The organism is Brevibacterium luteolum, assembly GCF_013004595.1.
GTDB lineage: Bacteria > Actinomycetota > Actinomycetes > Actinomycetales > Brevibacteriaceae > Brevibacterium > Brevibacterium luteolum.
This window is the reverse complement of sequence record NZ_JABEMC010000001.1, coordinates 651,529-667,155: the sequence shown is the minus strand read 5'-3', so window position 1 is coordinate 667,155 and position 15,627 is coordinate 651,529. Positions and strand designations below refer to the sequence as shown.

12 protein-coding genes are annotated in these 15,627 nt (G+C 67.7%); 4 read left to right on the top strand and 8 right to left on the bottom strand.

The annotated features are described in order from the left end of the window. Positions 1-5: 5 nt before the first annotated feature. The 4 genes from infB to HLA91_RS03080 all read right to left on the bottom strand — a co-directional run bounded on the left by infB (position 6) and on the right by HLA91_RS03080 (position 4,824). Complete coding sequence (gene infB / locus HLA91_RS03095; RefSeq protein WP_170273441.1) at positions 6-2,762, bottom strand: translation initiation factor IF-2; 2,757 nt, start codon at positions 2,760-2,762, stop codon at positions 6-8. 131 nt (positions 2,763-2,893) lie between these two features. Continuing rightward, a complete protein-coding gene (locus HLA91_RS03090) occupies positions 2,894-3,145 on the bottom strand; it encodes a YlxR family protein (protein ID WP_165882585.1) in 252 nt (83 codons plus the stop codon). A gap of 66 nt (positions 3,146-3,211) precedes the next feature. Beyond that, positions 3,212-4,195 (bottom strand): transcription termination factor NusA, encoded by a 984-nt coding sequence (gene nusA, locus HLA91_RS03085; RefSeq protein WP_102162608.1) that lies wholly within the window; start codon positions 4,193-4,195, stop codon positions 3,212-3,214. Between the two features lie 155 nt (positions 4,196-4,350). Continuing rightward, the gene (locus HLA91_RS03080) at positions 4,351-4,824 is read right to left on the bottom strand and encodes a ribosome maturation factor RimP (protein WP_170273440.1); all 474 of its coding nucleotides are present in this window, start codon (positions 4,822-4,824) and stop codon (positions 4,351-4,353) included. A gap of 101 nt (positions 4,825-4,925) precedes the next feature. Here HLA91_RS03080 and HLA91_RS03075 point away from each other — a divergent pair, with 101 nt between their 5' ends. Together HLA91_RS03075 and HLA91_RS03070 are read left to right on the top strand one after the other, a co-directional pair. After that, entirely contained in the window at positions 4,926-5,903 is a 978-nt protein-coding gene (locus tag HLA91_RS03075; protein WP_170273439.1) for a hypothetical protein, read from the top strand. Positions 5,904-5,905: 2 nt separating this feature from the next. Further along, positions 5,906-6,925 carry an aminoglycoside phosphotransferase family protein gene (locus HLA91_RS03070; protein WP_170273438.1) on the top strand — a complete coding sequence of 340 codons (1,020 nt, stop codon included), beginning with the start codon at positions 5,906-5,908 and terminating at the stop codon, positions 6,923-6,925. A gap of 834 nt (positions 6,926-7,759) precedes the next feature. On the opposite strand, the gene HLA91_RS03065 is transcribed toward HLA91_RS03070, so the two are convergent. Next, positions 7,760-9,589, bottom strand: a complete 1,830-nt coding sequence (locus HLA91_RS03065) for a proline--tRNA ligase (RefSeq protein ID WP_170273437.1) — start codon at positions 9,587-9,589, stop codon at positions 7,760-7,762. A gap of 230 nt (positions 9,590-9,819) precedes the next feature. On the opposite strand from HLA91_RS03065, the gene HLA91_RS03060 reads away from it, so the two are divergent. Beyond that, positions 9,820-10,728 carry an SDR family oxidoreductase gene (locus HLA91_RS03060; RefSeq protein ID WP_170273436.1) on the top strand — a complete coding sequence of 303 codons (909 nt, stop codon included), beginning with the start codon at positions 9,820-9,822 and terminating at the stop codon, positions 10,726-10,728. A gap of 19 nt (positions 10,729-10,747) precedes the next feature. Next, positions 10,748-11,149, top strand: a complete 402-nt coding sequence (locus HLA91_RS03055) for an RNA-binding S4 domain-containing protein (RefSeq protein ID WP_311200209.1) — start codon at positions 10,748-10,750, stop codon at positions 11,147-11,149. Between the two features lie 11 nt (positions 11,150-11,160). On the opposite strand, the gene HLA91_RS03050 is transcribed toward HLA91_RS03055, so the two are convergent. The 3 genes from HLA91_RS03050 to HLA91_RS03040 all read right to left on the bottom strand — a co-directional run bounded on the left by HLA91_RS03050 (position 11,161) and on the right by HLA91_RS03040 (position 15,592). Continuing rightward, positions 11,161-12,036, bottom strand: coding sequence for a GNAT family N-acetyltransferase (locus HLA91_RS03050; RefSeq protein WP_259854630.1), 876 nt, complete (start codon positions 12,034-12,036; stop codon positions 11,161-11,163). Positions 12,037-12,093: 57 nt separating this feature from the next. Beyond that, a complete protein-coding gene (gene ispG / locus HLA91_RS03045; protein WP_102162601.1) occupies positions 12,094-13,242 on the bottom strand; it encodes a flavodoxin-dependent (E)-4-hydroxy-3-methylbut-2-enyl-diphosphate synthase in 1,149 nt (382 codons plus the stop codon). 145 nt (positions 13,243-13,387) lie between these two features. Then, on the bottom strand, positions 13,388-15,592 hold the full coding sequence (locus tag HLA91_RS03040; protein ID WP_239557023.1) for a TRAP transporter permease: 2,205 nt from the start codon (positions 15,590-15,592) through the stop codon (positions 13,388-13,390). Between the last annotated feature and the right edge of the window lie 35 nt (positions 15,593-15,627).

Sequence of the window (15,627 nt, the reverse complement as noted above, 5' to 3'; positions counted from 1 at the left end):
TCGCGTCAGTCGCGCGGCTTCTCCTGCATCTCGAAGGTCTCGATGAGGTCGCCTTCGCGGATGTCGTTGAAGCTGCCGAGTCCGACACCGCACTCGAAGCCCTCGCGGACCTCGGTGGCGTCGTCCTTGAAGCGGCGCAGCGACTCCACTGTGAGGTTGTCGCCGACGACGACTCCATCGCGGGTGATGCGGGCCTTGGAGTTGCGCTTGATGACGCCGTCCTTGACCATGCAGCCGGCGATGTTGCCCCACTTCGAGGAGCGGAACACTTCGCGGATCTCGGCCGAACCGGTGTGGACTTCCTCGAACTCGGGCTTGAGCATGCCCTTGAGCGAGTTCTCGATGTCGTCGATCGCGTCGTAGATGACCGAGTAGTACCGGACATCGACGCCCTCGGACTCCGCCAGGTCGCGGGCCTTGGCTTCGGGCCGGACGTTGAAGCCGATGACGATCGCGTTGTCGACGGTGGCGAGGTTGATGTCGTTCTCGGTGATCGCACCGACGCCGCGGTGGATGATCCGCAGGTCGACTTCCTCGCCCACATCGATCTTGAGCAGCGAATCCTCGAGTGCTTCGACTGCACCGGAGACGTCGCCCTTGAGGATGAGGTTGAGCATGTCGACCTTGCCCTCTTCGAGCGCCTTGGTGAAGTCCTCGAGGCTGATGCGCTTGCGTCCGCGTGCCTGAGCGGCATTGCGTTCGATGGCATCGCGCTTCTCCGCGATCTGGCGGGCAGTGCGGTCGTCATCGGTGGCCAGGAACGTGTCACCGGCGCGCGGCACCGATGACAGTCCCAGCACCTGCACCGGACGCGAGGGTCCGGCCTCTTCGACCGACTGGCCGTTCTCGTCGAACAGCGCACGCACACGACCGTAGGCAGTGCCGCAGACAATCGCATCGCCCTGCTTGAGGGTGCCGGACTCGACGAGCACGGTGGCAACGGCACCGCGGCCCTTGTCGAGCTTGGCTTCGATGGCGATGCCGCGGGCGGACTTGTCCGGGTTGGCCTTGAGGTCCAGTGCCGCATCAGTGGTCAGCAGCACGGCCTCGAGCAGGTCGTCGATGCCCTTGCGCTGCAGCGCCGAGATCGGCACGAACATCGTCTCGCCGCCGAACTCCTCGGCGATGAGATCGTATTCGGTCAACTGCGACATGACCTTCTGCGGGTTCGCGGTGTCCTTATCGATCTTGTTGACCGCCACGACGACCGGCACACCGGCAGCCTGGGCGTGGTTGAGCGCCTCAATGGTCTGCGGCATGACACCGTCATCGGCAGCGACGACGAGGATCGCGACGTCGGTGGCCTTGGCACCGCGGGCACGCATGGCGGTGAACGCCTCGTGACCGGGGGTGTCGAGGAAGGTGATGCGGCGGTTCTCGCCCTCGTGCTCCATCGACACCTGGTAGGCGCCGATGTGCTGGGTGATGCCGCCGGCCTCCTTGGCTGTGACGTCAGCCGAGCGGATCGCATCAAGCAGCTTCGTCTTACCGTGATCGACGTGACCCATGACGGTCACGACCGGCGGACGGGCCTGCAGATCCTCATCGTCCTCAGCCTCGGCTTCGGCCTCGAGGTCGATGTCGAAGCTCTCGAGCAGCTCGCGGTCCTCGTCCTCAGGCGAGACGATCTGAATCTTGTAGCCGAGCTCCTCGCCGAGGATCTGGAAGGTCTCCTCGTCCAGCGACTGGGTGATCGTGGCCATCTCACCGAGGTGGAAGAGCACCGTGACGAGGTTCGTCGGATCGGTGTTGATCTTCTCGGCGAAGTCGGCCAGCGAGGATCCGCGGCGCAGGCGCAGCGGGGTGCTGCCGTCGCCGCGCGGAACGGTGACGCCGCCGATCGACGGAGCCTGCATCTGCTCCATCTCCTGGCGCTTTGCGCGCTTGGACTTCTTGTTCCGTGCACGACCGCCGCCGCGGCCGAAGGCACCCTGGGTGGCGCCGCGACCGCGACCGGAGCCGCGCGGACCACCCGGACGTCCGCCGCGCGGAGGTCCACCGGGACCGCCGCCGGGGCCGCCCGGGCCGCCGGGTCCCCGGCCGCCGCCGCGCGAAGGCGCGGGCTTGGCCAGGGCGGAGTTCTTCAGCATCGCCGGGTTCGGGCGCGGTGCGCCCGGACGCGGGGTTGGCTTGCCGCCGCGCGGCTTCGGGCCACCGCCGGTGCGGGCGGCGTCGCCGCTGCCACCGGGGCGCGGTCCGGGCTTGGGCATCCCCTGCGAGGGCGCGAACGGGTTGTTGCCAGGACGTGCACCGCCGCGGCCGCCGCCACCAGGGCGCGGTCCGGGCTTGGGCATCCCCTGCGAGGGTGCGAACGGGTTGTTGCCAGGGCGTGCGCCGCCGCGAACGCCTCCGGGGCGCGGTCCGGGCTTGGCTCCGGCAGCACCGGGCCTGGGGGCCGGCTTGGGAGCGGGCTGCGCGCCCGGCATCGGGGCTGACTGGCCGGGCTTGGCGGCCGGCTTCGGGGCAGCTGCCTTCTTCTCCTCGGCTGCCGGGCCGGCAGGCTTGGCGCTGCCGGAGGCTCCGGGCTTGGGGGCGGACTTCGCGCCCGGCTTCGGGGCGGCAGGCTTCTGTGCAGCCTTGTCCTTCTTCGCACCTGCGCTGCCGGAATCGCCGTAGGCTTCCTTCAGCTTGCGCACCACCGGTGCTTCGACTGTCGAGGATGCAGTGCGGACGAATTCGCCCATCTCCTGCAGCTTCGCCAGCACGTCTTTGCTTGTTGTGCCGAGCTCCTTCGCGAGCTCATGGACACGGGGCTTTGCCACTTTTCTCCTGTCCGGGTTCCTTCCCGGACAGGAAGGAACCTCATCGTGAGTGAACAGTTCTCATTTCACTGCTCACGACCGTATGCGTCGGGTGTCATTTCTGAGCACTCACTGCTGGGTTTCCATTCGGTTCATCTGCTTTCCGTAATCCGACGGATGTCATCGAGCAGCTGTGCACCGGCCGGGGCCTGGGTGCGCAGCGCTCGCCTGAACGCGCTTCTCTTCACTGCTGAGTCGACGCAGCGCTGATCGGGATGGATCCAGGCTCCCCTTCCGGGCAGCCTGCGCTGGGCGTCAACCGCAATGTGCGGTGTGCTCTCGTCAACCACTGCGAGCCTGACGAGCCGACTCATCGGCTCCCGCTTCCGGCATGCCAGACACATGCGCAGAGGTTCACCAGCACATACCACGTCTGCCAGTCTAACACTGCCCGCAGGCGCTGCCGTCACTCAGCCCTCGCCGGCGGCGTCGTCCTCGGGGGTGACGATGTCGATCTTCCAACCGGTGAGCTTGGCGGCCAGGCGGGCGTTCTGCCCCTCCTTGCCGATCGCCAGCGACAGCTGGTCGGCCGGGACGACGGCGCGAGCGAGCTTCTGGGCTTCGTTGAGCACATCGACGCGCATCGCCCGTGCTGGGGAGAGCGCGTTGGCGACGAACTTCGCCGGCGAGTCGGAGTAGTCGACGATGTCGATCTTCTCCTCCCCCAGCTCGGCCATCACCGCACGCACCCGGGAGCCGAGCTCGCCGATGCACGCGCCCTTGGCGTTGACACCGGGCACCGTGGCCCGCACGGCCATCTTCGTGCGGTGGCCGGCCTCGCGGGAGAGCGAGACGATCTCGACGGTGCCGTCGGCGATCTCCGGGGACTCATGCGCAAACAGCTTGCGCACGAGGTTCGGGTGCGAGCGCGACACCGTGATCGAGGGCCCTTTGAGGCCCTTGTGCACATCGGTGACGTAGACGCGGATCCGGTTGCCGTGGCTGTATTCCTCGCCGGGCACCTGTTCGTGCGGCGGCAGCACGGCCTCGACCTCGCCGAGGTCGACCTGGATCATGTGCTCATCGCGGCCCTGCTGGATGAGCCCGGAGACGATCTCGCCTTCGCGGTTCTTGAAGGTCCCCAGCACCGAGGCGTCCTCAACGTCGCGCAGCCGCTGGTGGATGATGTTGCGTGCGGTCATCGCCGCGATCCGCCCGAATCCGTCAGGCGTGTCGTCGAACTCGCCGATCGGGTTGTCGTCGTTGTCGAACTCCACCGCCCAGATGGTGGCGGTGCCGGTCTTGGTGTCGAGTTCCGCACGGGCGTCCGGGTAGGCGCCCTCAGTGCGCTGGTAGGCGGTCAGGAGGGCCTGCTCGATGAGCTCGACGAGCGTTTCGAACGGGATCTCCCTTTCGTGCTCGATCAGACGGAGCGCTGAGAGGTCGATGTCCATTGCTGAGTCCTTCTCGGCACCAGGACCCGTGCGGGTCGTGCCGGCTGTTGAGTTGTCGGTATGGGCGATGTGCCCTTGAGCCTAGCGGAGTTGCCTGGGCCAGGGAAGCATCCGATCGTCGTCTGCTGCCGCCTGCCCAGGGCCGAGGCGCGAGCCTATTTGAACTGGAGGACCGCCTCGGCGTGGGCGATCCCGGCAAGCGTCAGGGCCCGTTCCGATCCGTCGGCAAGCCGGAAGGCCGCCTCGGGAGCGTCACCATCGCTGACGGTCAGCAGCACGCCTTCGAACTCCTCGTCCGAAGTAGTGCGCACGGCCAGGGTGCGGCCGATCACACGCTGGAAGTGACGGATCTCGCGCAGCGGGCGAGTCGCGCCCGGCGAGGTGACCTGCAGGTCGTAGGCGTGGTCGTTGAACAGCGGCAGGTCGTCGATGGTCTCGGAGATGATGCGGGTGGCCTCGGTGATGTGGTCAAGCGAGACCGGATCGGTGGTCGTGCCGTCGAGGTCGATGACGACGGTCAGCGTGCGGAAGCGGCCGGCGACATGGGCGGTGATGTCCTCGACGACGATGCCGCGGGCGGCCAGCGGTTCGACGATGGCGTCCCTGACGGGGGCTGTGTGCTTGTCCATGTCCCACACCCTACGGGCGGTCTCTGAACATGGGCTGACCTTTGCCGACGGGCCGCACGCGGTGGGCCGGCGGGGAGGTCCATGCCGTTAGGATTGTCAGCATGGCATTGCAGGGGAAGAGGATCAGCCGCCGGACGCTCATCGGCGGGGCGGCAGCGCTGGTGCTCGCGCTCTCCGGCTGCGGCCTGCGCCTCGACCGCGACCCGGAGGTCCCTGCGCTCTCGACCGCTGATGAGGTGCGCAACACCGTCGCCCGGATCCTCGCCCGCACCGAGGCTGATGGCACCGACGCCGAGGTCGTGGACACCCTGGCTGCGGCGGTCGGGCCCGAGTGGGCGCCGCCGAGAGAACTCGTCACCCCGACCCCCACCTCGGGCGCGGATTCCTATACCTATGCCGACGGGCTGCATGCCGCCGCCGAGGCGATCGTGACCCGCTTCGATGACCTCGACTCGATGCGCGCGGTGCTGGCCGATGTCGCTGTCGGTGCGGTGCTGCACCTGCAGCAGGCCGGCGATGACCGGGCTGAGACGCTGCTGGAGACGATCCGCGCTGTGCCGGCCGACCGGCCGGACACCGACGCCGACGCCTCGCCGAGCGACGGCAGCGATACCCCGGCCGACGAGGACGAGGACGCCGATCCGCAGCAGCAGGCGCTGACCGCCTTCGCCGAGGCCTGCTATCAGGGCTCGTACGCCTACGAGCGCACCGCCGTGCTCGTCCCCGCTGACGCGCCCGCCCGCCAGATGATGCGCACCCGGATCACCGAACTCGATGTCGCAGCCGACCTGGCCAATGAGCGGCTGGCCGATGCCGGCCACCCGGCAGCGGAGAATCGGCCGGCCTGGCAGATCGACCCGGATCCGGCCAGCGCCGGAGCAGAGACGGCCGGCGCCGCCTATGAGGATGCGCTCATCACGCGGATCCAGCCGCTCTTCGGTGACGATGTGCAGGCCCCGCGCTTGGGGCTGGCGAGCCTGTGGCAGTCAGCTTCAGCCCGCGCACAGCTCGGGCAACTGCAGACGCTGCGCTTCGACATCACCGATCCTGCCACCGCCACGCCGACAACGGAAGGATGACGATGCGCGTACCTGCTGTGCTGTTCAATTCGGCTGCTGAGGTGATCGGCGCCGAATACGCCGGCGCGTGGGCGCAGGCGCTGGACTTCATGCTCATCGAGCTGCTCGACCGGTGGAATCTCACCCGCGACCCGGTGCCCGGTTCGCCATGGGCCGGAGCTGAGAGCCTTGTCATCCCCGTGCTGACACAGGAGAACTATCAGGCGATCATCCGCTTCGCCGCCCCCAACACCGCCAACCCGCAGGTCCACCGGCAGGTCCTCGAGGCCCTGCAGGCCTGGCAGGGCCACGGTGCGGTGCGCGTGTTCGAACAGGACAGCTCGTTCCGGGCGACGCTGCAGGAGCGGCTGCGCACCACCGTCAACCTCTCGACCGAGCCGCTGGGCAGCGTGCCGCCGATCTGGGGCCAGCTCGTCCGCGCGCTCAAGGTCCCCGGCGTGCCGGGGTTCGTGCGCGTGCAGGACATCGCCGCGAAATGGCTGGAGACCTTCCAGGCCGACTGCGCGCTCGTGCGCGACTTCCCGGAATTCTCCGCCCAGGACTATCAGGTGCTCGACAGCGCCCGGATGTGGATGGAGAAGCTGGCATCCTCCGATGAGCACTGGCTGCTGCACGCCGACCTGCACTACTACAACATCCTCGCCGGCCACCCGGACCTCAGCGGGGTAGCCACCTGGAAGGCGATCGACCCGCAGCCGCTGACCGGCCCGACGGCCTATATGGTCGCCCCGGTCCTGTGGAACCGGCTGTATGAGATCCCCCGGCCCACCGGTGAAGAGCAGGCACAGTGGCTGCGCGAGTTCGCCCACCGGCTGTGTCATCACGCCGAAATCGAAGCCGCCTACGGCATGGGCGCAACGGTCGTCCGCGAGCTGGAGAACATGTTCTGGTACCTGCGCTCTGCCTATAAGGGCACGCAGAAGGCTTTCGGCGACGCCGCCCGCTCGCTGTGGGTGTGCCGGGCGATGTGCGGGGTCAGCGTCGGCGGCGTCAGCGCCCACGACCTCAAGCGCCTCGGCTGAGGGCTGCCGGCTGCCTGGACGTGACGTCATATGACAGGCGATGACGTGACGGTCAGAAGCGCGCCTGCCCGCGGTGCGCTTGAGCGTGTGAACGGTCAGCCCGTCCCCGTGGCGAAAGGTCGGAATCCCATGCCGCGCATTGTCCTCCTCAACGGCAGCCCCTCGAACCGCCGGTGCGCGTACCCGTCGGCTGACGCCGGAGAGCAGCGAAGCTTTAGGGACCGAAACCTCTACGGTTCCGGCCCCTGCGCGCCGGATTTCGGTCTGCTGTCTGTCGCATCACCCCACGCAATCGCCGCCGCCGGCTGCGGGCCTGCCTGCAGCTCGACGCCACGGGCTCGGGCGAGGTCGGCTTCGAGCGCACGCACCCGCGGGATGATCTCTCGCGGCCGACGTACTCGATCGCAACCGGGGTGCCGTTGAGACCGAACCGGGCCGCAGCGGCTGCGCACCGTTGACCAGATGCCGCTGCCGCGAGGACGCCTGCGATGCTGTCGCTGAGCCCTCTAGGTGTAGTTCCTGGGGAGACGGGAGCCTCGGTCAAGGGCCCTCCAGAACAGTTGGGTGTCGATGCGACACGCCCAGCCTGACGGCTGGCCCGTTCCCGAGGCGCCGGTGATGTCATTCGCCGACGTCTGGTGTCACCTGTGGTCGTGTAGCGCCGTTGTTCGTCATGAACATTGACAGCAGATGAGCCGTTACCGCAATTCAACCCCGACTGCTGTTCAACCCTAACAACGGTTGAACCGTGACAGCAGGCGCTGGGGCACAGCAGCAGACACAGCGCAGCGGCCGGGACACGGATGCGTCTCCCAGCCACTGCGGAGGCTCAGCTCAGAGTTCGCCGCGCTTGGCTCCGAGTTCCGCATACTTCGCGTCGATCGCCTCGACGGTGCGGGCGACAGCGTCTTCGACCGGCACGTTGGTCGCTTCGCCGGTGCGTCGGTCGCGCAGCTCCAGTCTGCCCTCGGCCAGACCGCGGCCGACGACGAGAATCGTCGGCACCCCGAGCAGTTCGGCGTCGCCGAACTTCACGCCCGGTGAGGCCTTCGGGCGGTCGTCGAGGAGGACGCGCACGCCCATCGACTCGAGTTCGGCGGTGATCTTCTCAGCCGCTTCGATGGGCTCTGCGCCCTTGCCGGTGGCGACGATGTGCACATCGGCCGGTGCCAGGTGCTGGGGCCAGATGAGGCCCTTGTCGTCGTGGTTCTCCTCGGCGATGCAGGCCATCGCGCGGGTGACGCCGACGCCGTAGGAGCCCATCGTCACAACCTGGGTCTTGCCGTTCTCATCGAGCACCTTGAGGTCGAGCGCCTCGGCGTAGCGGGTGCCGAGCTTGAAGATCTGGCCGATCTCCACTCCGCGGGCCAGCTCCAGCGGGCCGGAGCCGTCCGGTGCCGGGTCGCCTTCGCGGACCTCGGCGACTTCGAGCACACCGTCGACGGTGAAGTCGCGGCCGAGGATGAGGTCGTAGACGTGGGTGCCGGCCTCGTTGCCGCCGGCCACCCAGCGCGAGCCCTCGCGGGTGATGCGCGGGTCGACGAAGAACCGCACACCGGAGCTGCCTTCGGCGCCGAGCACCTGGTCTTTCAGCGAGGTGCCGGGGCCGATGTAGCCGGCGACGATGTCCGGGTGCTTGGCCAGGTCCTCCGCGCTGGCCGGTTCGAGGTCGATCTCGCCGCTGGAGAGCATCCCGGAGCCGGCGGCCCGGTCGAGGTCGACTTCCCGGTCGCCGGGCAGGCCGATGGCGATGACCTCGCGCCGCCCATCGGGGTGGACGAGGGTGCACATGACGAGCTTCATCATGTCTGCGGCCTCCCATGGGCGGTCTTCGCGGGCGAAGAGCTCGTTGGAGACGTCGACCAGGGAGGCGATGGTGTTCGCTCCCGGGGTCGTCTCCTTGTGTGCGGCAGGCGCATCTGAGGCGTCGAGCGGCTCCCCGATGAGGGTGGTGACGGCTTCGACGTTGGCGGCGTATCCGCCGGCGGTGCGCACGTAGGTGTCCTCACCGACCTCGGAGGGGTAGAGGAACTCCTCGGTGCCCGATCCGCCCATCGCGCCGGAGGTGGCCTCGACGATGACATAGGGCAGGCCGAGGCGCTCGTAGATGCGGATGTAGGCATCGCGCATGATCTGGTAGGAGTCGTCGAGGCCGGCGTCGTCGATGTTGAAGGAGTAGGCGTCCTTCATGATGAATTCGCGTCCGCGCAGCAGGCCAGCCCGCGGGCGGGCCTCGTCGCGGTACTTCGTCTGGATCTGGAAGATGCTCAGCGGCAGGTCCTTGTACGAGGAGTACAGGTCCTTGACGAGCAGCGTGAACAGCTCCTCGTGGGTCGGTGCAAGCAGGTAGTCGGCTTCCTTGCGGTCCTTGAGCCTGAAGATTCCGTCACCGTAGGTCTCCCAGCGGCCCGAGGCCTCATAGGGACCGGCCGGCAGGAGGGCTGGGAAGTGGACTTCCTGGGAACCGGCGGCCACCATCTCCTGGCGGACGATGCTCTCGATGCGGCGCAGCACCTCGAGCCCGAGCGGCAGCCACGTGTAGATCCCTGGGGCGGCACGGCGGATGTAGGAGCCGCGGTGCAGCAGCTTATGGCTGGCGACCTCGGCATCGACCGGGTCTTCTTTCAGGGTGCGCGCAAACAGCGTCGACATCCGCAGGGCCATGAAGGTGTTCTCCCCTAGTTCGTTCTCAGGACGGTCACCTCGGACTCTATCACTGCCGAACCCCGCCCCCGCGCCGCGCAGCAGGCCCTGTCGCACGGCTCCAGGAGACCGCTGGGACACCGGCGCCGAGGTGGTGGTGACCACCGCCTCGGGACCGGTCGCCTTTCCGGCAAGGCAGGTTGTGCATTGAGACCATTGTCCCGGCAGTTGACGCAGACTAGGCTTGAGACATGAATGCAGCAGAGCAGCGCGATCAGCTGAGCTTCCAGAACCCCGTCACCCGCTTCCCCGAGATCAGCCCGCCGAAGCAGCATCAGCCTGAGCCCGGTCTCGATCAGGACCTGAGCCCGCAGACCGATCGCGGGCAGCACTCCTATCGCGGCACCGGCCGGCTCGTCGGCCGCAAGGCCCTCATCACCGGGGCTGACTCCGGGATCGGAGCGGCTGTGGCGATCGCCTTCGCCCGTGAGGGTGCCGATGTCGCGCTGTCGTATCTGCCCGATGAGGAGGCTGATGCGCAGGAGATCAAGGGCTGGATCGAGGAGTCCGGGCAGCGGGCGTTCCTGTTCCCCGGCGATCTGACCGACGCTGACTTCTGCCGCCGGCTCGTCACTGAGGCCGAGCAGGCTCTCGGCGGGCTCAATGCGCTGGTGAACAACGCTGGCAAGCAGATCGCGATCGAGGACTTCGGTGAGCTGGCCGATGAGCAGTGGACGACGACGTTCGCCACGAACATCCACGCGATCTACCGCATCACCCAGGAGGCGATCAAGGTCATGCCGGCTGGGTCGACGATCGTGAATTCGACCTCGGTGCAGGCCTACGATCCCTCCCCGCACCTGCTCGACTACGCCTCGACGAAGGCGGCGATCAACAACTTCACCAAGGGACTCGCCCAGCAGCTGGCCCCGCGCGGCATCCGCGTCAACGCGGTGGCGCCGGGCCCGATCTGGACGCCGCTGCAGGTCTCGGACGGCCAGCCGAAGGAGGCGCTGCCGGAGTTCGGGAAGAACACTCCGCTCGGCCGGGCCGGTCAGCCGACTGAGCTCGCACCGGCGTATGTGTTCCTCACCTCCCCGGAGTCGAGCTATGTCATCGGTGAGACGCTCAATGTCAACGGCGGTCAGCCGACCCCGTAGGCGCTAGGCTGTGGGGACGATGGACATGAGCCCCGACTTCTCGCCTGAGCGCAGTCAGCGCATCGATCTGTGGCTGTGGACGGCCCGGATCTTCAAGACCCGCTCGGCGGCGACAACGGCCTGCCGCGGCGGGCACGTCCACGTCGACGGGCAGCGGGTGAAGGCTGCGCAGAAGGTGCGGATCGGCGATACGGTCCGGGTGCGCAAGGCCGGCTTCGAGCAGATCCTCGTCATCCGCGGCTTCGTCGACCGGCGCGGGCCGGCGTCGCTGGCCCAGCAGCTGTATGAGGATCACACGCCGGCACCGGATCCTGCGCTGCGCGGGTTCACGCCGCGCCGTGACAAGGGTCTGGGCCGGCCGACGAAGAAGGATCGCCGTGAGCTCGACCGGCTGCGCGGCTACCGGTCCTCCGGTCAGTAGACGCCCTCGGGTCAGTAGATGACGGTGGCGTAGGTGCCGATCTGCCGGTAGCCGGCCCGCCGGTAGGTGCGCAGGGCCGGTTCGTTGAAAGCGTTGACGTACAGGCTCACGAGCGGGCTCATCGTCGCCTTGACCTGCTCGGTCACAGCCGCGACAGCCGGGGCGGCCAGACCGCGGCCGCGGAAGTCCGGGTGCACCCATACGCCCTGGATCTGGGCGACCTGCTCGGATCGGATGCCGATATCGGCTTTGAACACCACCTGCTCGGCGGACTCCGGTGCCGGGTAGCGGCGGATCGGCCCGCCGTCAGGGCTGTGGCCACTCGTGATGAGGAAGGTCTCCCCGGCACTCAGCAGTCCGCGCACCCGGTGGAGGTAGCCGGATTTGCCCATTTCGATGGGTGAGAAGCCGACTTCTTCGGTGAACATGTGCACCGCAGCCTCAAAGACGATGTCGATCTCCTCAGGCCGGCCGAGGCGCACCCGACGGTCAGCGGCAGTGTCGGGTTGGCGGTCGGCGATCAGCAACGGCTGCTTGGACCGCAGCACTCTGGGCACACCCCAGGTCAGCCGGTGGTGCAGGTCGAGGACGGCGTTGGCGGGGCCGACGAATGAGCACATGTAGCGGCCGCGGGCATTGAGCATCCGGGCGACAGCGGCATTGCCGCCGGTGGTCGCGGCGACCGGCATGATGGTGCCGCCGATGTAGTAGGCGCTCACCGGCCGGCCGTGGATGAACCAGCCCCACAGCCGTCCGGCAGGCGTGTCGATCTCAGCGCTGCCGGTGTGTTCGAACAGTCGTGCGATATAGGCGTAACCGGCGGGATCAGCTGCGATGATGTCGCGCAGCCACTGGGTGTCCATGGCGCGCAGCGGTGCCAGTGTCACGCCTCCACGTCCTTCCCTGGTGGGGCGACCGGACAGCCTTTCGCAGGGCTGCGCCGGTCAGCCGACGACAACCTCCGGTGGGCCGGCCGGGTCGCCGTTCTCCTCGGCGATCCGCATGGCCTCTTCGATGAGGGTCTCGACGATCTTGGCCTCCGGCACGGTCTTGATGACCTCGCCCTTGACGAAGATCTGTCCCTTGCCGTTGCCGCTGGCCACGCCGAGATCGGCCTCGCGGGCCTCGCCGGGGCCGTTGACGATGCAGCCCATGACGGCCACGCGCAGCGGCACCTCGAGACCTTCGAGTCCGGCGGTGACCTTGTCGGCCAGTTCGTAGACGTCGACCTGGGCGCGTCCGCAGGACGGGCAGGAGACGATTTCGAGTGTGCGCGGCTTGAGGTTGAGGGATTCGAGGATCTGGTTGCCGACCTTGATCTCCTCGACCGGCGGGGCGGACAGGGACACGCGGATGGTGTCGCCGATGCCCTGGCTCAGCAGCGCCCCGAAGGCGGTGGCGGACTTGATGGTGCCCTGGAAGGCCGGGCCTGCCTCGGTGACACCGAGGTGCAGCGGCCAGTCGCCGGCCTCGGCGAGCAGCTCATAGGCGCGGACCATGACGACCGGGTCGTGGTGCTTGACGGAGATCTTGAAGTCGTTGAAGCCGTGCTCTTCGAACAGGGAGGCCTCCCACACAGCCGACTCGACGAGCGCCTCGGGGGTGGCTTTGCCGTACTTCTCCATGATCCGCTTGTCCAGCGATCCGGCGTTGACGCCGATGCGGATCGAGACGCCGGCGTCGGCGGCGGCCTTGGAGATCTCCTTGACTTGGTCGTCGAACTTGCGGATGTTGCCGGGGTTGACGCGCACACCGGCGCATCCGGCGTCGATGGCGGCGAAGACGTACTTGGGCTGGAAGTGGATGTCGGCGATGACCGGAATCTGGCTCTTCTGCGCGATCGCCGGCAGCGCCTCGGCATCATCGGCCGAAGGGCAGGCCACGCGCACGATGTCGCAGCCGGCTGCGGTGAGCTCGGCGATCTGCTGCAGGGTGGAGTTGATGTCGGTGGTCTTCGTCGTCGTCATCGACTGGACGCTGATCGGGGAATCCGAGCCGACTCCGACTTTGCCGACCTTGATCTGGCGGGTCTTGCGCCGGGGGGTGAGAACCGGCGGCGGCGGAGCGGGCATTCCCAGGCTGATCGCGGTCACAGACGTCCCTTCAGTTCGACAGCAGATGGCTATCCGGCCTGTGGGGCCGGTGGTCGTTGCTCCCCATTCTAGGCGGGGCATGTGAATGATTGCTGAACCGCTCGTGTGTTCGAGCACACACGAGCGGTCGGCACCCAGACCCAGCCTACGCCTCGCCGGCGGCAGCTGGCCGCTCGGCAGGCGGTGTCGAACCGTCGCGGCGTTTGGCGCGCATGCGCTGCAGGAGCGCCATGAGCACGGCGACGGCGATACCGATGAGCGAGACCCACAGTGCTGGGATGACCATCGCGATGCCGGCGGCGATGAGCACGATCCGCTCCCACCAGTGCAGGTGGTCGAAGAAGTACCCGGCTGTTGCTGCGGAGATCGCCGTCATACCCAGCAGCGCGGTGATGAACACCTGCAGGAAATGCATGACGGTGTCGTCGGTCTGGAAGATCAGGCCCGGTGCGGAGACGAAGACGTAGGGCACGATGAATCCGGCGATCGCCACCCGGAAGGCGGTGACACCGGACTTGAGCGGATTCGATCCGGCGATGCCGGAAGCGGCGTAGGCGGCCAGACACACCGGCGGGGTGATGTCGGCGAGCAGGCCGAAGTAGAACACGAACAGGTGGGCGGCCAGGATCGGGACGTCGAAGTTGCTGACGAGGATCGGCGCGGCCACCGTGGCGGTGACGACATAGTTCGCGGTGGTCGGCAGTCCCATGCCCAGCACCAGGCAGGCGACCATGGTGAAGAACATGACGAGGAAGAAGTTCTCCCCGGCTGCGGTGAGGATGCCGTCGGCCAGGCGGCCGCCGAGGCCGGTGGCGGTGACGATGCCTGCGACCATGCCGGCGGTCGCACAGGCGGCGATGACCGGCAGGGCCACACGGGCACCGGATTCGAGGACCTCGAAGATGCCGCGGATGCTCAGGCGGGTCGACTCGCGCAGAAAGCTGAGCACAAGTGCGGTGCCGATGCCCCACAGTGCGGCCTTTGCCGGAGTGGTGCCGGTCATGAGCATGTAGATGATGACGGCCAGCGGCAGCAACTGGTCGATGCGGGTGAGCAGGTATTTCCAGCTCGGCAGCTGGTCCTTGCGCATGCCGTGGATGCGGTTGCGCTTGGCTTCGAAGTGCACAGCGAGCATGACGCCGGCGAAGTACATGAATGCCGGGATGACCGCCACGAGGATGATCGTCGAGTAGGCGATGCCGGTGTACTCGGCCATGATGAACACAGCCGCACCCATGATCGGGGGCATGATCTGCCCGCCGGTCGAGGCGGTCGCCTCGGTGGCGGCGGCGAACTTCGCCTTGAAGCCGACCTTCTTCATCATCGGGATGGTGAAGGATCCCGATGCGACGGCGTTGGCGACCGAAGAGCCGGTGACGGTGCCCTGCATCGCCGAGGCGACGACGGCTGCCTTGGCCGGCCCGCCGGCGAACTTACCGGTCAGCCGGAAGGCCAGGCCGTTGAAGTAGGCGCCGATGTTGGTGCGCACGAGCACGACACCGAAGAGCAGGAAGAGGAACACGAAGGTCGAGGACACCTGGATCGGGATGCCGAAGATCGAGCGCGAGGAGTACCAGGTCTGCTGGACCATGTTCTGCCAGGTGGTGCCGTGGTACGGCAGGATCGGCGAGTACTTACCGAGCCAGAAGTACAGCAGCGCCAGGGTGGCGATGATGACGATCGGCAGGCCGACGCAGCGGCGGGTGCCTTCGAGGATGAGGAGGATGCCGACGAGGGCGACGGTCGTGTCGAAGTCGCTGTAGCCGAACATCTGGACCTGTACGCCGGTGAGGTAGTCGTAGTTGAGGACCATGTAGGCCGAGCAGCCCATCGCGGCGAACGCGAGGATCGTGTCGAGAACGAGGGAGCCCCAGTACAGTCCCGGTTTGGTGTCCTCGCGCAGGCTCAGGCTGCGGTGCAGGGGGTAGAGCAGGAAGATGAGACCCATCGCGCCGCCGACGTGGATCGCACCCTGGATGAGGGTCGGGCGGGAGCCGGCGAAGGCGGTGTACAGCTGGAACCCGGTGAGGCCGAGCGCAAGGACGAAGATGAGCCAGCGCCACGGACCGAGTTCGGAGTCCACACGGTGGCGGGAGGCGGTGTCGTGCTCGCGCAGCACCTCCTGAGCTTTCTCCTCGGCTTCGGCCGAGCTCATGACGGCGACGTTGCTGGCGTCGACGTCCGGATCGCCGGCGGTCTCTGACGCGGCGCCGTGGTGCTTGGCATCGCGGTAGGCGTCGGTGGCAGCAGCGCCGGGATCGCCGGCGTCATTGCGGTCAGCTGCGCGGCCTGCGGCGGTGCTGCCGCCCTCAGGCTTCTCGTCGTCGCGCGGGGTTCTCGTCGAGTTCATCGGGGTTCTCCGGTGTTCAGGAGTGTGTGCGCAGG